The organism is Falsiroseomonas sp. HW251 (assembly GCF_050563545.1).
Taxonomy (GTDB): domain Bacteria; phylum Pseudomonadota; class Alphaproteobacteria; order Acetobacterales; family Acetobacteraceae; genus Falsiroseomonas.
This window is the reverse complement of the sequence record NZ_JBNXUM010000001.1, coordinates 102,544-123,896: the sequence shown is the minus strand read 5'-3', so window position 1 is coordinate 123,896 and position 21,353 is coordinate 102,544. Positions and strand designations below refer to the sequence as shown.

The window sequence follows — 21,353 nt, the reverse complement described above, 5'->3', positions numbered from 1 at the left end:
GTGTCCTCCTCTCCTTGAAGCCAGCCTTGTCCGTCAGAAGCGGAACGTCGCCCCGATGATCGGGCCATTGACGGCCGTGTCGATCTGGAGCCTGCCGCCATCCGAGCGGTAATCGATCGCAAAGTATCGCCAGCCCGCCCGCAGATCAGCCCAGGACGCGACGCGCCAGTCGAGCGTCGCCATGGCTTGCCAGCTCAGCTGCGATCCGACGCCGAAGCCGCCGATGGTGCCGAAGAGCGTGGCCGACCACTGCTCGCTGAAGCGGTAGCGATAACGGACCGCCAGGGCCGGATCGACCCAGTTGGCCGACTCCTTCGCCGTGACCCCTTCCAGCAGCCCGGGGTTCAGCGTCAGCCGCACGCTGGCCGAGAAGGGCTGGATGCCGACGCCGAGGTCGAGCCACTGCGACGGCTCGTCCACGACGCGGTACAGGCCGAACAGGCCACCGGCGGTGGTCTGCACGCGCCCGTCGCCGCCATTGAAGATGACATTACGCGTCGAGACGCTGTCTTTCAGCGTGATGGTCAGGATGTCGGCGACCACGCCGAAGCGGCCATAGCGCGCCTCGAGAGCGCCCATGAAGGCAAAGCCGGACAGGTTGGAGGAGACGTCACCGAAATCCGCCCGGATGCTGCGCTCGATCACGCCGCCGCCCCGGCCCTGTCCACCGAGGTCGAACCGTGGATCGGCAACGCTGACATTGCCACTGACGCCCGCGATCCAAAGGTAGGGCGTGAACTCGAAGGACAGGCGCTGCCCACCCGTCGCCTGCGGGGCAGGCGCTGGTTGAGCACCTGCATCCCGCGCAGCGCCCGCCAGCGTCAGCGCGAGGACGGCCAGACCGACGATTTTTCGCATGTCAGCTGCACCTCGTTTTCGATGTGGCGGTCTGTCGCGCATCCATCATTGCGGCGACGAGCCGCGTCGCAGCAGCGTCTCCGACGGCAGTTCGCCGAAGCGGGCGCGATAGGCGGCGGCGAAGCGGCCGAAGTGCCAGTGACGGAAGGAAAGCGCCGCGCGCTTCACGGCGCTTCGCGGCGTATCGGCGCTCAGCAACTCCTCCCGCGCGAGTTCAAGCCGACGCGCACGCAGCCATTCCAGAGGCGTGACCCCGTGGACCGCCTTGAAGGCCCGATCGACGCGCGCCCGCGGCAGCTTGAAACGCGCGCAGAGCGCCGGCCCGGGGTTGCGGCATTCCGCCGGTGCCGCGAGCAGCGCCTCGCCGAAGGACGCGACCAGAGGACGCATCCAACCCTCGATGGGTTCGGTACGCACGCCGTCGCGTGCACCGCATCCGCACGGTGACATGTTGGAATTCCCGAATGCTGCACTCGAAAGGGGCCCGCGGAGGCGGCCTGGTGGCCGCCTCCGCGGGCTGTCGTGGCACTACTGGCCGCGCTGGTGCCGGATCATCTCCTCGACGCGCTGCTTGACCTGCTCGAGGTTGAAGGAGGCCGGCGCCTGCATCGGCGGGAACTGGATAGCCGTCTCCGCGAGTCGCCCGACATAGTTCTGCACCTCGACGAAGCGCCAGAATTCGCGGGCGTAGAAGTCGTTCACGTAGCCGCCCGCGCCGGTGTTGAGCGTCTCGCCCCGGATTGAGGGTGTCCGCTCGAACGGATCCTGGCGAATGTTGACCATCATCGGCATGTCGGTGGTCACCCGCTCGCCTGGCCAGCCCATGGGCTGCTGGTAGAAATGGAACTTGAAGTCGTCCACGCGCAGCGCGCCGAGCGACGCACCGCCGAAGTAGAAGATCTCGCGCCGGGCCGAAGGGCCGCGCCCGAGCAGCAGGTCGAGCTGGTTGTAGCCGTCGAGGTGGTTCCGGTACTCGCGACCGTTCAGCGTCACGCCGCGCAGCAACTGCTCCTTGATGTTCGGGTTGCCCGCCGCGGCGGCCAGGGTCGGCAGCCAGTCCATGCCGGAGAAGATCCCGTTCTCGACCCGGCCGGGCTGGACGCGCCCGGGCCAGCGGATGATCGCCGGCACGCGGAAGCCGCCCTCGTAGATCGTGCCCTTGGTGGCGCGGAAGGGCGTCATGCCGCCATCGGGCCAGGTGAAGACCTCGGCGCCGTTGTCGGTGGTGAAGATGACGATCGTGTTGTCCCGCTCGCCGATCGCGTCGATATGGGCGAGCAGCGCGCCGATGCTGTCGTCCATCTGCTTCATGCCGGCTTCCGAGATGCCGAAGTTCGTCTCCAGGTTCATCTGCTGCTGGTACTGCGGCGGGACGAAGGTCCAGACATGCATGCGCGTGGTGTTGTGCCAGATGAAGAACGGCCGGCTGTCGCGCTTCGATTCGTCCATGAAGCGCTTGCTGTTGTCGACCAGGACGTCGTCGAAGGTCTCCATGTTGTACCGGCCGGGCCGGCCGACGGCCCAGTTCTGGCGGCCCTCCATGTTCGGGAAGGGCTGCAGCGGGCCCTCGTCCACGATGCGCTGGCGGCCGACGCGGCCCCAGCGTGGCATCTCCGTCGCGTCGTCCGTGTCGGTCGCCCAGGAATGCACGAGGTTGCGCGGCCCGATCTCGTCCCAGCGATTGCGCGGGAAGGAATACCAGTAGGGATCCGACATGGCGTCGAGGTGATAGAGGTAGCCGAAATACTCGTCGAAGCCGTGCAGCGTCGGCAGGTACTTGTTGAGGTCGCCGAGGTGGTTCTTGCCGAACTGCGCGGTCTTGTAGCCCAGCGACTTCAGCACGGTGGCGACGGTGCACGCCTGCGCCGGCATGCCGACATCGGCGCCGGCCTGGCCGACCGTGGTGAGGCCGGTACGGATCGGCAGCTCGCCGGTGATGAAGTTGGCGCGGCCGGCGGTGCAGGAGGCCTCGGCGTAGTAGTCGGTGAAGCGCATGCCCTCTGCCGCCAGGCGGTCGAGGTTCGGCGTGCGGCTCGACATGATGCCCTGGTGGTAGGCGCCGATGTTGAACCAGCCGACGTCGTCGCCCATGATCACCAGGATGTTCGGCTGGCGCTGGCCTGCCGGCGCGGCGGGCGCCGGTGCGGGAGCGGGGGCCTGGGCCGGCGTCGCGGGGCGCGGCTGCGCGCGCGCCGGACCGCCGATCGCTGCGCTCGCCATCAGAGCGCTGCCGCCGAGCAGCAGGCTGCGCCGTGAATTCCTGCGTTCCATGTCGTTCCTGGTCCTTCTTGGGGGTGGCGGGTCGGTTGGGCTGAGGCTCAGCTTCGCTCGCGGCGGATGCAGCGGAAGCCGATATGGCTCATGCCGCTGTCCACCATCTGCGCGTGCCGCGCGGCCGGGCGGTAACGCCGGCAGTAGGACGGCGCGCAGAGGAAACTGCCGCCCTTCGTGACCTTTCGCGGAATGCGGATCGCGGGCGAGGCAGGATCGTAGGAGCCTTCCATCGCCGGGCCGCGCGGGTCTGTCGGCGCGCAACAGGGTTTCGCAGGATCGGCTGCGTGGCCCCGCGCGAACCAGTCGGCCGTCCACTGCCAGACATTGCCGGCCATGTCGTAGAGGCCGTAGCCGTTCGGCGGAAACGAACGGACGGGCGCCGTCAGATCGTAGCCATCCTCCGCCAGGTTCTGCCAGGGAAAGGACCCCTGCCAGACATTGGCCATATGCACGCCATCCGGGACGAGCTCGTCGCCCCAGACGAATTCCTTGCCCTCGAGCCCGCCGCGCGCGGCGAATTCCCATTCCGCCTCGGTCGGCAGTTCCTTGCCGGCCCAGCGCGCATAGGCCTCGGCGTCCTCGTAGGCGACCTGCACGACGGGATGGTCGGCGCGATCCCCGACATCGCTGCCCGGGCCTTCGGGATGCCGCCAGCAGGCGCCCGGCACCCAGCACCACCAGTTGCGGTAGTCCCGGGTGTCCACCGGGCCCTCGCTGCCGGTGAAGACGAGCGATCCCGGCTTCAGCATCTCCGGCTTCGCGCCGGGATACATGGCGGGGTCGAGCGGCCGCTCGGCCACCGTCACGTAGCCCGTCGCCTCCACGAAGCGCGCGAACTCGGCGTTGGTGACGGTCGCCTCGTCCATCCAGAACGGACTGACCGACACGCGGTGCGCCGGCCGCTCCTCCACGTAGTGGTGGTTGCTGCCCATGGTGAAGGATCCGCCGGGGATCGGCCGCATCCCGTCGCGGGCCGCGGCGATGCCGGACAAGCCGGGATCGGTGTCCTGGGAAGTTGCTGTCATGCCATGCATTCTGTTCTGCGGTGGCCGGCCTTTGTCGTGATCCGCAGGAACCAGCATGCCGGCCACGACGCGCCGCAGGCATCGGCCAGAATCCCTAGGCCGGGCCTCAGCGCTCGATAATGCGGTTGCGCAGCGCGTAGCGCGTCAGCCCCGCCACCGACCGCTCGCCGGTCTTCTGCATGGCGGATTCCTGATGCGCCTTCACCGTCCGCTCGGCGATGCCGAGACGCTGCGCGATCTCGCGGCGGCTGCCCCCCTCGGCGAGCAGCTTCACCACCTCACGCTCGCGCGGCGACAGAAGCGGCGGCGCGGCGGCATGCGTCGCCGCGTGCTCCAGCACGCTGCGCATCTCGTCGGTGACGCCCGGCGGGAAGAAGGGCCGGTGCGCGGCGACCGTCCGGATCGCCGTCACGATCAACCGCGCCGCCGCTGACTTGAGGAGGTAGCCACGCCCGCCTGCCGCCAGCACCGCGGCCGCGAGGTCCTCGGAGTCGTCCATCGTGAAGACCAGGATCTCGGTCGCCGGGCTCGCGACACGGATCTCCCGCGTGACAGCGAGCCCGTCGAGGTCTGGCATGTTCATGTCCACGACCGCGACATCCGGCTTGAGCGCCGCGGCCTGGGCGACCGCCTCCTTTCCGCCGCGCGCCTCGGCGCAGACCTCCCAGCCCGGCTGGCGTGCGATCATGTCCGCCAGGCCGTGGCGCACGATGTCATGGTCGTCGGCCAGCAGGATGCGCACGCCGATTGGCTCCCCCTTGGCACGGGCGTCGCCGGGTGAACGCGACCGTCAGCCTAGTCGCGGGCGGCGATGTTGCGTATCGGCCAGAATCCCCATTCCGGCAGCGGGTTGGAGTGACGGGGGTGCTGCGGCGACATGGAATCGATTGTCAAAGCGATCGGTACGCACTGATTCGTCTCTGATTCGGCCTGTGATCGGTCATGTTTTTCCGCGCTCGCGCCCAGCCTTGACCTGTGGTGAGGTTCCGCCACCGGTGCGGAGGCTTCCCCCATGATCCGGCCAGTGATGGCGCTTGAAGCCCTCGAGCCGGATGCGGCCCCGGCCCCGCGCCTGCGCGTCTGGCTTCTCGGCCTCGCCGCGGTCTGCGTGGCCGGTGGGGTGGCGCTGGCGGCCGGGCTGTCGCTGCATCGCGCGGCGCATGAACAGACCGCCATCGAGACCAGCGCCGTCGCTGCGGCACGCAACCTCAGCCAGGCAGCGGACCGCGAGATCGGCATGGCTGTGGCGCGCTTGCAGGCGCTGGCGACCTCGCCTGCCTTGCGGGCGGGCGATGCCAGGGCGTTCTACGACCAGCTCCTCGCGACGCCGAAGCCGGACGACACCTGGTTCGTGCTGTCGAGCACGGAAGCGCAGCTGCTCAACACCTTGAGGCCCTTCAATACCGGGCCGTTGCCGCGAATCGCCGATTTCGACCAGGCCTCGCAGGAGGCGGCCCGCCGGATGTTCGCGACGCGGGAGATCGCGGTGACCCCGGTCATCTGGGGCCCTGCCGCACAGGCCTATGTCGTCGGCGTCACCCTGCCCGTGGTGCTCGACGACCGGGTGACCTACCTTTTCAGCCAAGTCCTCTCGGAGCGGCGCATCGGGCAGGTCATCGATGACCAGCAGCTGGATCTGCGATGGCGGGCCGCCCTGATCGACCGCTACGGCGCGACCGTCGCGCTGGCGCACGGACAGTCGCGGCCACCCGGCCCGGGTGTGCCGGAGGCCTGGCTGGGCTGGCTGCGTGGTGCCGACGCGCAGGGCGTCTTCGCGGCGGAACGCGGTGGCACGCCGCTGCTGGTCGCCTTCGCCCGCTCGCCGTCGTCGGATTGGACGGCGGTCGTCGAGATCCCGTACGGCATCGTCGCTGCGCCGATCCGGACCACGGTCAACCTGCTGCTCGCGGGCGGCCTCGTGCTGGTGCTCGCCGGCTGCGCCGTGGCGTGGCTCCTCGCCGGCCGTGCCGACCGGCCGTTCGAGGCGCTGCGAACCTCGGCCCTGACGGCCCGGTCGGGCCAGCGCCAGGCGGAGGCGCAGTACCAGACCTATTGGCAGCATGCGCATGAGGCGCTGTTCGCCCTGCGCGTCACGCCGGAAGGCCGCTTCGTCTTCGAGGGGATCAACCCCGCCTTCGAGCGGGCGAGCGGCCTGAACCAGGCCTCGGTGATCGGCCGCGAGCCACGGGACTGCCTCCCCCGCGACGCGGCCGAGCGGCTGAACGAGCGCTGCCGCGAATGCGTCGCGGGCGGCTCCGCCACCTTCGACGAGTCGCTCGCCCTCCCCGCCGGGCGTCGCGAGTGGCAGACCAGCCTGGTGCCGCTGCGCGGCGCCGGACAGGACAGCGTCGTCAGGATCCTCGGCAGCACCCGCGACGTGACCGACCGGCGGCAGTTCGAAGCCGCCCTGCGCGGCCTCGGATCGAAGCTGCTCACGCTGCAGGACGACGAGCGACGCAAGATCGCAAGGGAACTGCATGACAGCACCGCGCAGATCCTGGTCGGCGCCAGCTTCGCGGTGGCGCGGGCACGGGCGGTGTCGCCGGGCATGACGGGCGAAGGCGACGATGCGATCGAGGACGCCTTGTCGCTGATCGAGGAGAGCCAGCGCGAGATCCGCAGCGTTGCCTACCTCCTCCACCCGCCGCTGCTCGACGAGATGGGCCTGCCGGCCGCGCTCCGCTGGTTCGCGAAGGGCTTCGCGCTGCGCAGCGGCCTTGCGTTGATGGTGGAGGTCGCGCCGGAGCTGGAAGGCCGGCGGCTGCCCGCCGACGTCGAATCCGCGTTTTTCAGGATCTCGCAGGAGGCGATCGGCAACGCCTACCGCCATTCCGGCGGCACCGAGGTCCGGATCGCGCTGCGATGGGCGACTGAGCGCGATCCCGCTGGTCACGGACGGGCCGTGGTCCTGACCGTCCGGGACGACGGCCGCGGCATCGCGACGCCGCCTTCGCCCCCTGGCGAGTCCGCGCTGTTCGGCGTCGGCCTGGTCGGCATGCGGGAGCGCATGCTGCAGCTCGGCGGCAGGCTCACGGTGGGACCGGCCGAACAGGGCGGGACCGTGGTCCAGGCGGTGGTCGCTGTCGCTGCCGAGCCGCCGACGCCTGCCCCCGTGCGGGCCGGTGCCCTCGACAGCGCCTGACTTGCCATTCCCTGACCTTTGTCCTCAGCTTCGGTGGTGCGGATCTTCCTGGCTGACGATCACGACGTGGTGCGACGCGGGCTTCGCAACCTGCTCGAAGGCGAGCCCGGCTGGCAGGTCTGCGGCGAGGCGGGCAATGGCCGCGAGGCGGTCGAGGCGGCCGCCGCGCAGCAGCCCGATGTCGCGATCCTCGACATCACCATGCCGGAGCTGAACGGCCTCGAGGCCATCCCGCTGATCCGCGCGGCCTGTCCGGGAACGGCGATACTCGTCCTCACGATGCATGAGTCCGAAGAGCTCGCGGCGGAGGTCCTCGCCGCCGGCGCGCGCGGCTATCTCGTGAAATCGGATGCTCCGCGCTGCATCGTGGCGGCGGTCGAAGCCGTCGCGGCACAGGAGCCGTTCTTCAGCGCCCGGGTCACGACGAAGCTGCCGGACGCGTTCCTGCGGGATCGCGTGGCGGCGAACGAGGACCACGCCGGCCTGACGGCGCGCGAGCGGCAGGTTTTGCAGCTGCTGGCGGAGGGCCGCCGGAGCAAGGAGATCGCGCGCCGTCTGGAGCTGAGCCTCAAGACCGTCGAGGCGCATCGGGCGGCGATCATGCGCAAGCTCGGGGCGGACTCCGTTGCCGATGTCGTGCGCTACGCCGTGCGACGCCGCATCGCCTCCTCCTGACTAACCCAGCGCGGGGTGCAGGAAGGTCCTGGGGGCGCCGGCATCCGGCATCTCGATCGGCAGGTCGTCCGGGAGCGGCACGTCCACGGCGCAGCGAAGGCCCTCCGGCGCGAAGTCCATGTGCACCGTGCCGCCGAGCTCGCGCGCCAGCCCGCGCTCGATCAGGCGCGAGCCGAAGCCCCGCCGCGTCGGCGGCGCGACGCGCGGGCCGCCGCGCTCGGTCCAGGTGAGGTGCAGCTGGCGGCGGTCGCCGGGACGCGGCGCCGGGGCCGCCGACCAGGCCGCCACGACCCGGCCGCCGGGCACCGACAGGGCGCCGTACTTCACCGCATTGGTCGCGAGCTCGTGGATGGCCATGCCGATCGCGACCGTCGCGTTCGGCGCCAGCCTCACCTCCGGCCCCTCCAGCGTCACGCGGCCCGGGCTCGCCTCGTCACCGAAGGGCGCAAGCTCGGCCAGGATCACGTCGCGGAGCGCGCTGCCCGTCCAGGCGGTCGCGGTCAGCAGGTCGTGCGTCTTGGCCAGCGCCAGCAGGCGGGCGAGGAAGGCGCGCCGTGCCGCCTCGGGGTCGGCATCGCCGCGGATGGTCTGGGCGGCGATCCCCTGCACGGTCGCCAGGCTGTTCTTCACGCGGTGGTTCAGCTCGTGCATCAGCATCGCCTGCCGGCGCGCCGCGGCGTCGCGCTCGGCCAGGTGGTCGCGCAGCTGCAGCTGCCGCCGACGTGCCCGCAGCGCGGAGCGCGCGGCGGCGGTCAGCGTCGCGGCGCGCACCGGGCGTTCCAGGAACACGGCATTGCCGAGCGCGTCCGCCAGGCCGACGGCATAGGGATCCTCGCGCGGGCTGCCCGGGCCGCGCGTCAGCACCACGAAGGGCAGGTCGGACCAGGGCGGCTGGGCCGCCAGCGCCGCGCGCAGCGGTCCGAGGTCGCGGCCGCGCAGCGTCTCCTCCGCGACCAGGGCCAGGCCGACCCGGTCGTCGCCGGCCGAGGCCGCGAGGTCGTCGAGCCCCGCGCAGACCCGGCTGCCGCCCGCGATGCCGAGGAGCAGCCTGGACACCACCTCCGCGTCGCGGCCGCGCGGATCGAGCAGGAGCAGCATGTCGAGCCCGGCGCCCGGCACGGCCTCATTCACCGGCAGCGTTCCCCTTTCCGAGCCCCGCGCCAATGAGCTGCCCGATCAGCGCGCCGGCGCTGCCCGTGTATTCCGGCGTGCCGGTCAGCACGCCGCGGAACTCGCTGAGCGGCGGGCCGACCTCGACCCCCAGGGGCGGGCCGATGCGCAGCTCCCGGATCGTGTCCTCGTGCCAGCCGCCGCGGTTCTTGGCCACCGACATCGCCTTGCGCACGCGCCCGCCGGCCTCGAAGTAGCGGAGCAGCATCACCGTGTCGGCGAGGTAGCTGATGTTGACCAGGCTGTTGACATCCCCGATCAGCCCATGCTGCACGTGCAGCAGCAGCGTCGTCGCGCCCTTGACGTTGAGGTAGGACAGCAGCTCGTGCATCTGCAGCAGGAGCTGGCGCTCCTCCGGCATGGCGGCGATATAGCCGTTGAGGCTGTCGATCACCAGGAGCCCGGCGCCCTCCTTCTCCACCTCCATCCGGACGAGATGCGCGAACTCCCCGGGCGAGAGCTCGGCCGGGTTGACGCGGCGCAGCGCGATCCGTCCGGCGGCAACATGGGGCGCGAGCTCGATTCCGGCCGCGGCGCAGCGGATGGCGAGCGTGTCGCGGCGCTCGTCGAATTCGAAGACGGCGACGCGCTCGCCCCGCGCGGCGGCAGTGACGGCGTAGCGCATCGCGATCGTCGTCTTGCCCGCGCCGGCCGGCCCCGTCACCAGCATGCTCGAGCCGCGCAGCGGCCCCCCGCCGAGCAGCGCATCGAGGGTGGCGACGCCGCTCGGCAGCCGGCCCGGCGTCGCATCCATGGACACGTCCACCACGACGGGCGCGGCGGCCGGGCGCGGGAAGGCCTCGATCCCGCCGGTGCGCACGCTGTAGTCGTGCCAGCCCTCGCGGTAGGCGGAGCCGCGCATCTTCGCGACCTCGAGCCGCCGGCGCGCCGGGCCATAGTCGAGGGTGCGCCGTTCCAGCGTGACGATGCCGTGGCAGAGGCTCTGCAGCTGGAGGTCGGCCTGGCCCGCCACGGCGGTCAGGTCGTCCAGCAGCAGCACCGTGCAGTGCCGCCCCGAGAAGAACCGCTTGAGCGCCAGGATCTGCCGGCGGTAGCGCAGCGGGTCCTGCGCCAGAAGGCGCAATTCCGACAGGCTGTCGAACACGACGAGGGCGGGGTTGCGCCGCTCGACCTCGGCGGTCAGCAGGTCCACGGTCTCGCCGAGCTCGATCTCCCAGGCGTGCAGCACGCTCTGGTCGCGGGACGGGCCGCCGGCGAGGGCGGCCTCGGCCGCGCCGAGGTCGAAGACGCCGATCAGCCCGGGCAGCTCCCAGCCATGGCTGGCGGCGACCGAGCGCAGCTCCTCGTCCGTCTCCGAGAGGGTGACGTAGAGGCCGGACTCCCCGCGCGCCGCGCCGGCGAGGAGGAAGCCCAGCGCGAGCGTCGTCTTGCCGGCGCCGGGCGCGCCTTCCACCAGGTAGAGCCGGTTGGGCGCGAGCCCGCCGCCCAGGATCTCGTCAAGCCCGGCGGACCCGGTCGGGACCCGCGGGCCCGGCGGACTGGGCGCCTCGATCGTGGACATTCCCGCAGAAGCCTCCTCGCGCACCGCCCGGTGTGGCCGGGGGGAAAACCGTAGCCTAGGCGCAAAAGTTTCCAGCGCCGATAAACCACATGGTTACCACCGCGCGAGCGGCGGCCCATGCGCAGCGAGGGCGCGGCGACGCTCCTCGCCGCCGTCGCGCCGAGACAGGGTTGGGCATCGGCACCTCTGCCGTGATAGCGTTCCCGCTTTGCGCGGGGATGCGGGCATTCCGAAGCGCGGTTCGCAGGATGGCCGGCCCCCTGGCCTTCTCCCCCGGACCGCCGTCGCCCGCCCGCGTCTGGCCGGACCTGCACGGAGGCATCATGGCGCTGAGGCTTGTGGCGTCCGGGGACGGCGATGCGTTGGCGATCCGCGATCACCTGGTGCCGCTGATCCGCGCCCGCGGGTCCATCGAGGTCCAGCAGGATGCCGTCCGCGTCATCGCCTGGCGCCCCGGGGAGTGGGCGCTGGAGCACTGGACGCCGTTCAGCGAGTTGCAGCCCGGGGAAGCGGCTTCGCCGGGCTATCGCCACGCGCTCACGCGCCAGCGCATGGCTCCCGACCTGCCCTATGGCCTCGATGTGTGGCTGGCGGGCGCGCTGGTGCTGAGCGTCCTGTGGGCCGACGACGGCAGTTTCCATGTCGCGGACTTCGCGCGTGGCGACTGGGAGGAGAAGGCGCTGGCGCTCTGACGCCGGATGGATGCCGCCGCGGGCGCGGCGGCGCCGCTCAGGACGAACCTCGTTGCAGCGAGCGCCGGAGCCATCCGGGGCGCCGCCCCGGCGCCTCGCCTGCCTTGAGCGCGTCGGCGCGACCCGCCTCCCTGGCCGCCGTCGCGGCGATCGCGCTCCAGCGGCGGTGGTAGCGCAGGGCGCGGGCCGCGCGCCTGATCAGCCGGAACATCGGCAGGCGCCCGCTGGCGGCGCGGCCGGTGCCGCCCCTGTCAAGGCACGTCGCCGGGCGCGGCGCGCTGGTCGTCGCCGGACGCGGCGCGGTAATCCTCGACATCCTCCGACCAGACCGTCAGCAGCGCCACCGGCGGCGCCGTGCGCGCCCGGAGCTTGCCCCGGGCGATCGCCTCGACCTGGGGGCGCGCCGCGGCGAAGCAGTCCAGCACCTCCTTCGGCTTGAAGCACCGCCGCGAGGTCAGCGCGCGCAGCGCGTCCGGCGAGACGGCGCAGGAGACGTCGCTGCCGTCATGCCGGACCTCGAAGACGACGCGCTTGCCGTCCCAGCGCGCCGCGGGGTCCATGTCGGCAGGTCCTTGCGGGGGCACGGGGCGGCGGCGGCGCGTTGGTTGCGATGTCATGCGCCTATTCCCCACCGGCCTCGTCGGCCCGCCACGCCCTGTCGAGGCCGGCCTGGGCCGTCGGCAGGGTCATGGTCAGGATGGATCGCTGCGTGCGCGTGAGCATGGGAAGCCTCCGGCGATGGACGAGCCTGGCTGGAGGTCTGCCCGGCCCCGCCGGGAGCGCTCCTCCGCGAAGGTCCAAGGAAATGCCCCTGGTGATCACGCGCCCGCGGGAGGGAGAAGCCGGCCCATCCCAGCGGCTGGGCCGAGACCTTGTGGATTGCACATGTGGCGATTGTTGCGCCCGAACCCGCATCACGGCGGCGTGATCGGGGCCGGCGCATCGGCGGGCCGTCAGCCCCGGTCCGGCTCGATGAGCCGCAGGAGGTGCGGCGGCACCGGCTCGGCCGCGACATCGTCGTAGGCCCGCTTCAGGCTGGCCCGGAGCCACAGGTCGAAGGCGTCGTCCTGGCGTCCGGCCGGGGCGGGGACGCGCTGGCCGGACGGCAGGGGCGGCGATACCCGCCGTGAACCCGCTGCTCGCGCCTTGTGCCTGGTCCGCACCTCGTGCCCTCCGGGCCGCCTGCGGTCGCAACGTGCGACGGGCCCGATCGTATGGCCGGAATCGCGGCCTGCCGCGAAATGGCCGATGACGGCGCCCACCCTATTGGACCCTTGCTCCCGCCCCCGCTCCCGCCCTATACGCCCCGCTTCCCTGCCGGGACCCGAGGCATCGGTCCCGGCTATGCCCGCTTGCGCGCTCCCCCGGCATCCCGCCGGACCGCCGCAGGACAGCGCCCGACACCCGTCGCGCCTGGGGCTGAGCCAGCCAGAGGGGAGACAGGATGCCCTTGTATGAATGCGTGCTGATCGCACGCAACGACGTCACGCAACAGCAGGTCGAGGCCATCGCCGACCAGGTCGAGCAGACGCTCAAGGCCGGCGGCGGCGAGGTCCGCAAGCGGGAATACTGGGGCCTCCGCGGTCTCGCCTACCGCATCAAGAAGAACCGCAAGGGGCACTACATGCTCCTCGGCGTGAACACCCCCGCCGGAGCCCTGCAGGAAGCCGAGCGCCAGCTCGGCCTGCATGAGGACGTGCTGCGCACGCTGACGATCCGCGTCGAGGAGCTCGAGGAAGGGCCGTCCGCCATTCTCGCCCGCCGCGGCGAGGACCGCGAGCGCGACCGCGGCTTCCGCGGCCCGCGCCCGGCCGGCCGCTTCAGCTCCGGCCGTGGCGGCGGACGCGACCGCGACGACCGCGAGGAATACCGCGCGCGGCCGCGCGACGAGATGGACATGGGCGGCGAGGGGGAGTGACCTGAGATGTCCGACAACACCGAAGAGACCTCGAACAGCCCCGCCGCGCGCCGCCCGGCCGTCGGCGCCCGCCGGCCCTTCTACCGGCGCAAGAAGTCCTGCCCCTTCTCCGGCCCGAACGCGCCGAAGATCGACTACAAGGACGTGCGCCTGCTCTCCCGCTTCCTGTCGGAGCGCGGGAAGATCGTGCCGAGCCGCATCACGGCGGTCAGCGCGAAGAAGCAGCGGGAGCTGGCGCTCGCGATCAAGCGCGCGCGCTTCCTGGCGCTGCTGCCCTACGTCATCAACGACTGACCAGCGCTGACCGGCACGGCCATGCCGCAGGACGGGACCATGGGGGAGAATTCGGGGGGCGGCCGGACCGGGCCGCTCGCCGATCCCGCATGGCTCGCCGGCGGCGCGGCGGGGCTGGCTGCCGCCGTCATGGCGCTCTGGGCCTTCCGCGGGCTGCCGCTCGGGCCCGTGCTGCTCTGGCTGGCGCCGATGCCGCTCTTCATGGCGGGGATCGGCTTCGGCGCGGGCGCGGCGGTGGGCGCCATGGGCATCGCGGCGGTCGCGATCTATGCGACGGGCCCTGCCGCCGCGCTCTGGATCGTGGTGCTCGGACTGGCCGCACCGGTCGCCGTCCTGACCGCGGCGTCGGCGCGCGGGCGCGGCAACGGGCGCGACCTGTCGCTGCCGCTCGCACTCGCCGGCATCCTGCCGGCGCTCGGCATCCTCGGCGCGGCCTTCTGGCTGTCCGACACGCCGGGCGGCCTCGAGGGCATGCTGCGGCAGCTCGCGCGGACGGGGCTTCGCCGCTTCGACATCGCGGGGCATGCGGGGCTCGCCGGCGAGATCGCGCGTATCAAGGCCGCGGCGATCGGGCTCTGGCTGGTCGTCGCCTGGATCGGCAATGCCTGGGTCGCGGGGCGGGCGATGGCCTGGCTCGGCATCGCGCCGGCGCCGGACTGGCGCGCGGCGCGGCTGCCCGCCTGGTACATCGCGCTGCCGATCCTGGCGGGGCTGGCCTGGCTGCTGGCGGAGGCGGGCGAGGACGCGATCGAGCTGTCGCTGATGCTCGTCCTGTTGCTGCCGCTTGTGCTGCACGGGCTCGCCGCGCTGCATACCCGCCTGGTCGGGCGGGGCGAGCGGCCGGTGATCCTGGGCGCGGTCTATGTCGCGCTGGTGGTGCTGTTCCTTCCGGCGTCGCTCGCCATGGCGGGCTACGGCGCCTTCGACCTCATCTCATCCCGGAAACATGGGGCGCCGCCCCGCAGCTAGAACGGTAGTGCCATGATCGAAGTCATCCTGATGCAGCGGGTCGACAAGCTCGGCCAGATGGGCGAGCTGGTGAAGGTCCGCCCGGGCTATGCCCGCAACTACCTGCTCCCCCAGGGCAAGGCGATCCGCGCGAGCAAGGACAACCTGGCCCGCTTCGAGAGCCAGCGCGCCCAGCTCGAGGCGCAGAACATCAAGCGCCGCGAGGAAGCCGAGCGCATCGCCGAGCGCGTGCTTGGCCTGCAGGTCGTGATCATCCGCGCGGCGGGCGAGAGCGGGAGCCTCTATGGCTCGGTGTCGTCGCGCGACATCGCCGATGTCTGCAAGACGCAGGGCGGCCTGACGATCGAGCGCAGCCAGGTCCTGCTCGAGCAGCCCATCAAGACGACGGGCATCGTGACGGTGCGCGTGGAGCTCCACCCCGAGGTGGTGATCCCGGTCGCCGTGAACGTCGCGCGCAGCCAGGAAGAGGCCGACAAGCAGGCCCGCGGCGAGGACATCCGCGCCGCCGAGGCCTCCGAGGCCGAGAGCCTGGAGGCGGAGCTGGCGGCGGAACTGGCGGAGCTCGGCTCCGCGATGGAGCGCTGAGGGAGCAGCTTCCCCGCTCCTCGATGATTCCCCTCCCCCGCAAGCGGGGGAGGGCGGCGCGAGTGCGGGGAAGGGCCTGCGGCCGCAAGCTCATTTGAACGCCGGATCGGTCTTTCCATCCACCTTTCGTGTCTCCCGGAGCCGCCTCCCGCCTCGAATCCCGCGCGCCGGCTTCCTTAATCCGTTTGTAACCGCCCGGTACCGACCGGCCGGGGCAGCGGATTCCGGGAGGCGCGGACGATGTTCCAGAAGCTCCTCGATGGCGCGCTGAGGCGCCTGGTGGTGCAGGGCTGCCTCACGGTGCACCACGCCGATGGCAGCACCGCCGTCTTCCGCGGCGAACCCGGACCCGAGGCCGCCTTCCGCATCCATGGCGCGGGCTCCGTCCGCCGCCTGCTGCTGAACCCCGCTTTGGCCTTCGGCGAGCTCTACATGGAAGGCGCTATCGAGCCTGTGGGCTGCACGATCGGCGAGATCGTGGAACTGCTGGTGATGAACCACTGGCAGGGCGGGCAGCACCCCGTCGACCAGGCGCTCTCGATGCTGCGCCAGCTCCGCCGGCGCATCGACCAGCTCAACCCGGCATCGCGGGCCAGGCGCAACGTCGCGCACCACTACGACCTGAACGGGCGTCTCTACAGCCTCTTCCTCGACCGCGACCGCCAGTATTCCTGCGCCTATTTCCCGACCGGGCTGGAAAGCCTGGAGGAGGCCCAGGCGCTGAAGAAGCGCCACATCGCGGCGAAGCTCCGGCTTGACCGGTCGGGGCTCGAGGTGCTGGACATCGGCTGCGGCTGGGGCGGCATGGCGCTGCACCTCGCGCAGGACTGGGGCTGCCGCGTGACGGGGATCACGCTGAGCGAGGAGCAGCTGGCCGAGGCACGGCGCCGCGCGGCCGAGGCCGGGCTTTCCGACCGCATCCGCTTCGAGCTGATGGACTACCGCGACTGGCACCGCAGGGTGGACCGCGTGGTCTCGGTCGGCATGTTCGAGCATGTCGGCATCGTCAACTACGCCACCTTCTTCCGCACGCTGCGGGATGCGCTGAAGCCCGACGGCGTCGCCCTCGTGCACGCCATCGGGCGGATGAGCGGCCCCTACAACACCAATCCATGGCTCGCGAAATACATCTTTCCCGGCGGCTACTCGCCGGCGCTGTCGGAGGTGCTGCCGGCGATCGAGCGCGTAGGCCTCTGGGTGAACGACATCGAGATCCTGCGGCTGCATTACGCGCTGACCATCGCGGAATGGCGCCGGCGCTTCGCGGCGAACCGCGACGCCATCGCCTCGCTCTATGACGAGCGCTTCTGCCGCATGTTCGAATGCTACCTCGCGGGCTGCGAGTTCACCTTCCGCCATGGCGACCACATGAACTGGCAGATCCAGCTCACGCGCGAGCGCATGGCCCTCCCGCTCGCCCGCGACTGGATGCATGACGCTGAGCAGGCCGCGCCGAGGCCCATGCCTGTGGCGGCGGAGTGACTCCCGCTATCCACAGCGATCCACAGGATGAGGGGGGAAGGCAGCGACTCGATCCCCGCGCTAGACTGGGGAGATGAACACCTTCGGCGGGCCGGCGAGTGGAAGCGAGGGGCTGTTCGGCCTCTCCCAGCGGTTGCCGCCGGCGAACCTGGAAGCGGAGCAGGCGCTGCTCGGCGCGCTGCTCGCGAACAACAAGGCCTATGAGCGGGTCGGCGAGTTCCTCGCCGCCGAGCATTTCGCCGATCCCGTCCATGGCCGGATCTTCGCCGCCATCCAGCGCCGCGTCGAGGCCGGGCAGCTCGCAGACGCCGTGACGCTGCGCGCGGAGTTCGAGCACAATGGGCTGCTCGACGAGGTGGGCGGCCCCGCCTACCTCGCGCAGCTCCTCGGCGCGATGGTCGGCGTCATCAATGCCGGCGAATACGGCAAGGTCATTCACGACGCCTGGCTGCGCCGCCAGCTCATCGATGTCGGCGAGACCGTGGTCAACCGCGCCTTCGGCGCAGAGCCCGAGCTGGATGCGCGGCAGCAGTTGGAAGCGGCCGAGCAGAACCTCTTCGACCTCGCGAAGGACAACGGCGCCGAGGGCGGCTTCGTCCCCTTCGAGCGCGCGCTGGCGAGCGCGGTGGAGCATGCGGCGGCCGCCTTCTCCAACCCCGGCGGCGTGTCGGGCCTGTCGTCGGGCCTGCGCGACCTCGACAAGCGCACGGGCGGCCTGCACAAGTCGGACCTCGTCATTCTCGCGGGGCGCCCCGGCATGGGGAAGACCGCTCTCGCGACCAAGGTCGCCTTCGGCGCGGCGCGCGCGATCCTGCGCAAGGCGCGGGAGAACGACGCGAACGCCATGCCGCGTGGGGGCGTCGCGATCTTCTCGCTGGAAATGAGCTGCGACCAGCTCGCGACGCGCCTGCTGTCGGAGGAAGCGCGGATTTCGGGCGACCGCATCCGTCGCGGCGACATCCTGCAGCGCGACTTCGACAAGTTCGTCGAGGTGAGCCGCGAGCTGCAGGCGCTGCCGCTCTACATCGACGACACGCCGGCGATCACGATCTCTGCGCTGCGCACGCGCTGCCGGCGGCTGCAGCGCACGCGGGGGCTCGACCTGATCGTGGTGGACTATCTGCAGCTGATGCGGCCGGCGGCGGGGACGCGGCCGGAATCCCGCGTGCTAGAGATCAGCATGATCACCCAGGGGCTGAAGGCGATCGCGAAGGAGCTCGCCGTGCCGGTGATCGCGCTGTCGCAGCTCTCGCGCCAGGTCGAGAGCCGGGAGGACAAGCGCCCGCAGCTGTCGGACCTCCGGGAATCTGGCTCGATCGAGCAGGACGCCGACATGGTCATGTTCATCTACCGCGACGAATACTACCTGGCGCAGCGCCAGCCCAAGGAGATGAGCTTCGACAACTCCGAGAAGTTCTCCGTCGCGGTCGAGAAGTGGCAGAAGGACATGGAGGAGGCGCACAACAAGGCGGAGCTGATCATCGCCAAGCAGCGCCACGGTCCGACCGGCACGATCAAGCTGTTCTTCGAAGGCGAGTTCACCCGCTTCGGCGACCTGGATCAGACGCATGATGGGGGGTATGGGGACTAGGTGAGTCCCGATCTCGTCGCGATACGCCCCGTCCGCCCGACCGACCACGCCGCCTGGCTGCCGTTGTGGGAGGGGTACAATGCGTTCTATGGCCGCGTCGGGCCGACCGCGCTCGACCCCGCCGTCACCCGCCAGACCTGGGCGCGCTTCTTCGACGGCTACGAGCCCGTCGAGGCGATGATCGCCGAGCGCGGCGGCCGGCTGGTCGGGCTGGTGCACTACCTCTTCCATCGCAGCACGACGATGCTTGGCCCGACCTGCTACCTGCAGGACCTCTTCACCACGCCGGAATGCCGCGGCCAGGGCGTCGGCCGCGCGCTCATCGAGGCGGTGTACGATCGTGCCCGCGCCGCCGGCGCCGCACGGGTCTACTGGATGACCCAGGAGACCAACGCGACGGCGATGCGTCTCTATGACGCCGTGGCGGCGAAGCCCGGCTTCGTCATCTACCGCAAGGACGTCTAGGTGCCCGCGCCCGGCCAGGCGGTGCTGCGGGTGGCGCTTGGCGCCATCGTCGCCAACTGGCGCGACCTGGTCGCGCGCCATGGCGGCGCCTGCGCCGGCGTGGTGAAGGCGGACGCCTATGGCCTCGGCGCCACTCCCGTCGCCCGCGCGCTTCGCGACGCCGGCTGCACGACCTTCTTCGTCGCGCACCTGACCGAGGGGATGACGCTGCGCGACGCGGTCGGGCCGGGTCCCGCCATCGTCGTCCTGGACGGCTTCCCGCCCGGCGCCGACGGCGATGCGCGCCTCGTCCCCGTGCTGAACCACCTCGGCGACGTTGCGGCGCATGCCCGCGCCGGCAGCGAGGCGGTGCTGCACCTCGACACCGGCATGGCCCGCCTCGGGCTGGATGCGAAGGAACAGGCGATCCTGGCGGAGGACCGCTCGCGGCTCGACGGGCTGACGCTGCGCTGGGTCATGACCCACCTGGCCTGCGCCGACGAGCCCGCGCATCCCCTGAACGAGGCCCAGCGCGTCCGCTTCGCGGCCGCGGCGTCTCGCGTCGCCCCCGGCGTGCCCCGCAGCGTCGCCAATTCCTCCGGTATCTTCCTCGGCCCCAGCTTCCGGTCGGACCTCGCCCGGCCGGGCTGCGCGCTCTATGGCATCAACCCGACGCCGGGCGCACCGAACCCGATGCGCCAGGTCGTGGCGCTGGAGGCCGAGATCCTGCAGGTCCGCGAGATCGCGGCCGGCGACAGCGTGGGCTACGGCGCCTCCTGGACCGCGAGGGAACCGCGCCGGATCGCAACCGTTGCCGCGGGCTATGCCGATGGCTACCTTCGATCCCTCTCTGGCCGCTCGCTCGGCCTGCTGCACGGGCGGCAGGCGCCGCTGGTGGGTCGTGTCTCCATGGACCTGACGACCTTCGACGTGACCGACATCGAACAGGCGCGCCCGGGCGACCGAATCACGCTGATCGGCGGGCCCGGCAACTCGCCGGACGACATCGGCGCGCGCTGCGGCACAATCGGCTACGAGATCCTGACCTCGCTTGGTCGGCGATACGACCGCGTGTACGAAGGCGGCTGAGTGGACCGCGCGCTCGACCTGACCGCCGGGCTCGGCCGCTTCGCCATCGCGATGCTGCGCGGTGCGGGCGCGGTCGCGCTCTTCGCGGCTGAGGCGATCAGCCATGTCGTCCGCCCGCCCTTCTACGGGCGGCTCTTCCTGCGCGCCTTCCTAGAGATCGCCTGGTTCAGCCTGCCCGTCGTGGCGCTGACAGCGGTCTTCACGGGCATGGTGCTCGCGCTGCAATCCTACACCGGCTTCGCGCGCTTCAACGCGGAAGGGGCGGTGGCCAATGTCGTCGTGCTGTCCATCACGCGCGAACTCGGCCCCGTCCTGGCGGGGCTGATGGTCGCGGGACGCATCGGCGCGGCCTTCGCGGCCGAGATCGGCACGATGCGCGTCACCGACCAGATCGACGCGCTGACCACTCTGTCCACCGATCCCATGAAGTACCTCGTCACGCCGCGGATCGTGGCGGGGACGATCGCCCTGCCGCTGCTGGTGGTGGTGGCGAATGTTCTCGGCGTGATGGGCGGCTGGATCATCGGGACGCAGCAGCTGGGCTTCGCCTCGGGCGCGTATCTCAAGGCGACCTTCGACTTTCTGCAGGGCTGGGACGTCATCTCGGGCCTCATCAAGGCCGGCGCCTTCGGCTTCATCGTGACGCTGATGGGCTGCTGGTGCGGTTATCGCTCCGGCGGCGGCGCGCAGGGCGTGGGGCGCGCGACGACGGCGGCGGTGGTGTCGAGCTCGATCCTGATCCTTGCCAGCGACTACGTCCTGACCGCGGTGATGTTCAGCCGATGAGCGGCGACATCCCGAAGATCAGGTTGCGGGGCCTGTTGAAGGCATTCGGGCCGAAGGTCGTGCTGGACGGCGTGGACCTCGATATCCGCGCGGGCCATTCGATGGTGATCCTAGGCGGCTCCGGTTCGGGCAAGTCGGTGACGCTGAAATGCATCCTCGGCCTGATCGAGCCCGATGCCGGGTTGATCGAGGTGGATGGCCGCGACCTCTCCTCGATGAGCCGGCGCGAGCGCGAGGCGGTAAACAACCGCATCGGCATGTTGTTCCAGAACGCGGCGTTGTTCGATTCGCTCCCGGTCTGGGAGAATGTCTGCTTCAAGCTGCTGGCCCAGCGCCGCATCGGCCGCAGCGCCGCCCGCGACAAGGCGGCCGAGATCCTGGCGCAGGTCGGCCTGGCGGCATCCGTCGGCGATCTCTCGCCGAGCGAGTTGTCGGGCGGCATGCAGAAGCGCGTCGGCCTGGCCCGTGCCATCGCCGCCGAGCCCGACATCATCTTCTTCGACGAACCCACCACGGGCCTCGACCCGATCATGGGCGCGGTGATCGACGGGCTGATCGTGGATTGCGTGAAGCGGCTGGGTGCGACCGCCGTCAGCATCACGCATGACATGGCAAGCGCCCGGCGCATCGGCGACGACGCCGCGATGATCCACAAGGGCCAGATCGTCTGGCGCGGCGCCGCGGCGACGCTGGGGGATACGGGTAACGCCCTGGTGGACCAGTTCGCGCGCGGCGAGCGCGAGGGGCCGATCCAGATGGAGCTCAGGAAGTAGCCACTCGGCGCTTCTGCCCGCCGCGTCTTCGCGCTATCCCTGTTCCCGTTTCGTGCCGGAGCAT

At 71.2% G+C, this 21,353-nt stretch carries 22 protein-coding genes; 13 read left to right on the top strand and 9 right to left on the bottom strand.

The features are described 5' to 3' along the window. Positions 1 to 33: 33 nt before the first annotated feature. The 5 genes from ACLF3M_RS00610 to ACLF3M_RS00590 all read right to left on the bottom strand — a co-directional run bounded on the left by ACLF3M_RS00610 (position 34) and on the right by ACLF3M_RS00590 (position 4,899). Complete coding sequence (locus ACLF3M_RS00610) at positions 34 to 858, bottom strand: hypothetical protein (protein ID WP_430654892.1); 825 nt, start codon at positions 856 to 858, stop codon at positions 34 to 36. Positions 859 to 903: 45 nt separating this feature from the next. Beyond that, positions 904 to 1,248 carry a helix-turn-helix domain-containing protein gene (locus ACLF3M_RS00605; protein ID WP_430654891.1) on the bottom strand — a complete coding sequence of 115 codons (345 nt, stop codon included), beginning with the start codon at positions 1,246 to 1,248 and terminating at the stop codon, positions 904 to 906. A 138-nt stretch (positions 1,249 to 1,386) separates the two neighbouring features. Further along, on the bottom strand, positions 1,387 to 3,129 hold the full coding sequence (locus ACLF3M_RS00600) for an arylsulfatase (RefSeq protein WP_430654890.1): 1,743 nt from the start codon (positions 3,127 to 3,129) through the stop codon (positions 1,387 to 1,389). Between the two features lie 47 nt (positions 3,130 to 3,176). After that, positions 3,177 to 4,157 (bottom strand): formylglycine-generating enzyme family protein, encoded by a 981-nt coding sequence (locus ACLF3M_RS00595; protein WP_430654889.1) that lies wholly within the window; start codon positions 4,155 to 4,157, stop codon positions 3,177 to 3,179. Between the two features lie 106 nt (positions 4,158 to 4,263). Beyond that, entirely contained in the window at positions 4,264 to 4,899 is a 636-nt protein-coding gene (locus ACLF3M_RS00590) for a response regulator (protein WP_430654888.1), read from the bottom strand. 270 nt (positions 4,900 to 5,169) lie between these two features. Here ACLF3M_RS00590 and ACLF3M_RS00585 point away from each other — a divergent pair, with 270 nt between their 5' ends. After that, complete coding sequence (locus tag ACLF3M_RS00585) at positions 5,170 to 7,299, top strand: PAS domain-containing protein (protein ID WP_430654887.1); 2,130 nt, start codon at positions 5,170 to 5,172, stop codon at positions 7,297 to 7,299. 33 nt (positions 7,300 to 7,332) lie between these two features. Beyond that, a complete protein-coding gene (locus tag ACLF3M_RS00580) occupies positions 7,333 to 7,974 on the top strand; it encodes a response regulator (protein WP_430655144.1) in 642 nt (213 codons plus the stop codon). Here the strand turns inward: ACLF3M_RS00580 and ACLF3M_RS00575 are convergent, their stop codons facing one another. Together ACLF3M_RS00575 and ACLF3M_RS00570 are read right to left on the bottom strand one after the other, a co-directional pair. Then, a complete protein-coding gene (locus ACLF3M_RS00575; RefSeq protein ID WP_430654886.1) occupies positions 7,975 to 9,105 on the bottom strand; it encodes a sensor histidine kinase in 1,131 nt (376 codons plus the stop codon). It abuts the gene before it with no gap. After that, positions 9,098 to 10,666, bottom strand: a complete 1,569-nt coding sequence (locus ACLF3M_RS00570) for an ATPase domain-containing protein (protein ID WP_430654885.1) — start codon at positions 10,664 to 10,666, stop codon at positions 9,098 to 9,100. Before ACLF3M_RS00570 ends, ACLF3M_RS00575 begins: the two co-directional genes overlap by 8 nt. A 323-nt stretch (positions 10,667 to 10,989) precedes the next feature. Here ACLF3M_RS00570 and ACLF3M_RS00565 point away from each other — a divergent pair, with 323 nt between their 5' ends. Continuing rightward, complete coding sequence (locus ACLF3M_RS00565) at positions 10,990 to 11,358, top strand: hypothetical protein (protein WP_430654884.1); 369 nt, start codon at positions 10,990 to 10,992, stop codon at positions 11,356 to 11,358. Positions 11,359 to 11,609: 251 nt separating this feature from the next. On the opposite strand, the gene ACLF3M_RS00560 is transcribed toward ACLF3M_RS00565, so the two are convergent. Together ACLF3M_RS00560 and ACLF3M_RS00555 are read right to left on the bottom strand one after the other, a co-directional pair. After that, positions 11,610 to 11,918, bottom strand: a complete 309-nt coding sequence (locus ACLF3M_RS00560) for a DUF1488 family protein (RefSeq protein WP_430654883.1) — start codon at positions 11,916 to 11,918, stop codon at positions 11,610 to 11,612. 393 nt (positions 11,919 to 12,311) lie between these two features. After that, entirely contained in the window at positions 12,312 to 12,521 is a 210-nt protein-coding gene (locus tag ACLF3M_RS00555; protein ID WP_430654882.1) for a hypothetical protein, read from the bottom strand. A gap of 281 nt (positions 12,522 to 12,802) precedes the next feature. Between ACLF3M_RS00555 and rpsF the strand changes: the two genes are divergently transcribed. The 10 genes from rpsF (at position 12,803) to ACLF3M_RS00505 (ending at position 21,289) form a co-directional block, all read left to right on the top strand. Next, positions 12,803 to 13,276, top strand: coding sequence for a 30S ribosomal protein S6 (rpsF, locus tag ACLF3M_RS00550; protein WP_430654881.1), 474 nt, complete (start codon positions 12,803 to 12,805; stop codon positions 13,274 to 13,276). A gap of 6 nt (positions 13,277 to 13,282) precedes the next feature. Then, complete coding sequence (gene rpsR / locus ACLF3M_RS00545) at positions 13,283 to 13,570, top strand: 30S ribosomal protein S18 (RefSeq protein WP_430654880.1); 288 nt, start codon at positions 13,283 to 13,285, stop codon at positions 13,568 to 13,570. Between the two features lie 39 nt (positions 13,571 to 13,609). Beyond that, a complete protein-coding gene (locus tag ACLF3M_RS00540; protein ID WP_430654879.1) occupies positions 13,610 to 14,539 on the top strand; it encodes a hypothetical protein in 930 nt (309 codons plus the stop codon). 12 nt (positions 14,540 to 14,551) lie between these two features. Then, positions 14,552 to 15,124 (top strand): 50S ribosomal protein L9, encoded by a 573-nt coding sequence (gene rplI, locus ACLF3M_RS00535; protein WP_430654878.1) that lies wholly within the window; start codon positions 14,552 to 14,554, stop codon positions 15,122 to 15,124. A 240-nt stretch (positions 15,125 to 15,364) separates the two neighbouring features. After that, positions 15,365 to 16,606 carry a class I SAM-dependent methyltransferase gene (locus tag ACLF3M_RS00530; RefSeq protein ID WP_430654877.1) on the top strand — a complete coding sequence of 414 codons (1,242 nt, stop codon included), beginning with the start codon at positions 15,365 to 15,367 and terminating at the stop codon, positions 16,604 to 16,606. Positions 16,607 to 16,679: 73 nt separating this feature from the next. Then, positions 16,680 to 18,197: a replicative DNA helicase gene (locus tag ACLF3M_RS00525; RefSeq protein ID WP_430654876.1), complete on the top strand. Its 1,518-nt coding sequence runs from the start codon at positions 16,680 to 16,682 to the stop codon at positions 18,195 to 18,197. Further along, entirely contained in the window at positions 18,198 to 18,662 is a 465-nt protein-coding gene (locus ACLF3M_RS00520; protein WP_430654875.1) for an N-acetyltransferase family protein, read from the top strand. Continuing rightward, positions 18,663 to 19,730 (top strand): alanine racemase, encoded by a 1,068-nt coding sequence (gene alr / locus ACLF3M_RS00515; protein ID WP_430654874.1) that lies wholly within the window; start codon positions 18,663 to 18,665, stop codon positions 19,728 to 19,730. Beyond that, the gene (locus ACLF3M_RS00510) at positions 19,731 to 20,516 is read left to right on the top strand and encodes an MlaE family ABC transporter permease (RefSeq protein WP_430654873.1); all 786 of its coding nucleotides are present in this window, start codon (positions 19,731 to 19,733) and stop codon (positions 20,514 to 20,516) included. Beyond that, positions 20,513 to 21,289, top strand: coding sequence for an ABC transporter ATP-binding protein (locus tag ACLF3M_RS00505; protein ID WP_430654872.1), 777 nt, complete (start codon positions 20,513 to 20,515; stop codon positions 21,287 to 21,289). Before ACLF3M_RS00510 ends, ACLF3M_RS00505 begins: the two co-directional genes overlap by 4 nt. Positions 21,290 to 21,353: the final 64 nt, after the last annotated feature.

Bases quoted from the DNA above. Each gene is read 5' to 3' on its own strand.
- ACLF3M_RS00610 (WP_430654892.1), bottom strand. From the start codon at position 858: ATGCGAAAAATCGTCGGTCTGGCCGTCCTCGCGCTGACGCTGGCGGGC.
- ACLF3M_RS00605 (WP_430654891.1), bottom strand. From the start codon at position 1,248: ATGCGTCCTCTGGTCGCGTCCTTCGGCGAGGCGCTGCTCGCGGCACCG.
- ACLF3M_RS00600 (WP_430654890.1), bottom strand. From the start codon at position 3,129: ATGGAACGCAGGAATTCACGGCGCAGCCTGCTGCTCGGCGGCAGCGCT.
- ACLF3M_RS00595 (WP_430654889.1), bottom strand. From the start codon at position 4,157: ATGACAGCAACTTCCCAGGACACCGATCCCGGCTTGTCCGGCATCGCC.
- ACLF3M_RS00585 (WP_430654887.1), top strand. From the start codon at position 5,170: ATGATCCGGCCAGTGATGGCGCTTGAAGCCCTCGAGCCGGATGCGGCC.
- ACLF3M_RS00570 (WP_430654885.1), bottom strand. From the start codon at position 10,666: ATGTCCACGATCGAGGCGCCCAGTCCGCCGGGCCCGCGGGTCCCGACC.
- ACLF3M_RS00565 (WP_430654884.1), top strand. From the start codon at position 10,990: ATGGCGCTGAGGCTTGTGGCGTCCGGGGACGGCGATGCGTTGGCGATC.
- ACLF3M_RS00560 (WP_430654883.1), bottom strand. From the start codon at position 11,918: ATGGACCCCGCGGCGCGCTGGGACGGCAAGCGCGTCGTCTTCGAGGTC.
- rpsF (WP_430654881.1), top strand. From the start codon at position 12,803: ATGCCCTTGTATGAATGCGTGCTGATCGCACGCAACGACGTCACGCAA.
- rpsR (WP_430654880.1), top strand. From the start codon at position 13,283: ATGTCCGACAACACCGAAGAGACCTCGAACAGCCCCGCCGCGCGCCGC.
- ACLF3M_RS00540 (WP_430654879.1), top strand. From the start codon at position 13,610: ATGGGGGAGAATTCGGGGGGCGGCCGGACCGGGCCGCTCGCCGATCCC.
- rplI (WP_430654878.1), top strand. From the start codon at position 14,552: ATGATCGAAGTCATCCTGATGCAGCGGGTCGACAAGCTCGGCCAGATG.
- ACLF3M_RS00530 (WP_430654877.1), top strand. From the start codon at position 15,365: ATGTTCCAGAAGCTCCTCGATGGCGCGCTGAGGCGCCTGGTGGTGCAG.
- ACLF3M_RS00525 (WP_430654876.1), top strand. From the start codon at position 16,680: ATGAACACCTTCGGCGGGCCGGCGAGTGGAAGCGAGGGGCTGTTCGGC.
- ACLF3M_RS00505 (WP_430654872.1), top strand. From the start codon at position 20,513: ATGAGCGGCGACATCCCGAAGATCAGGTTGCGGGGCCTGTTGAAGGCA.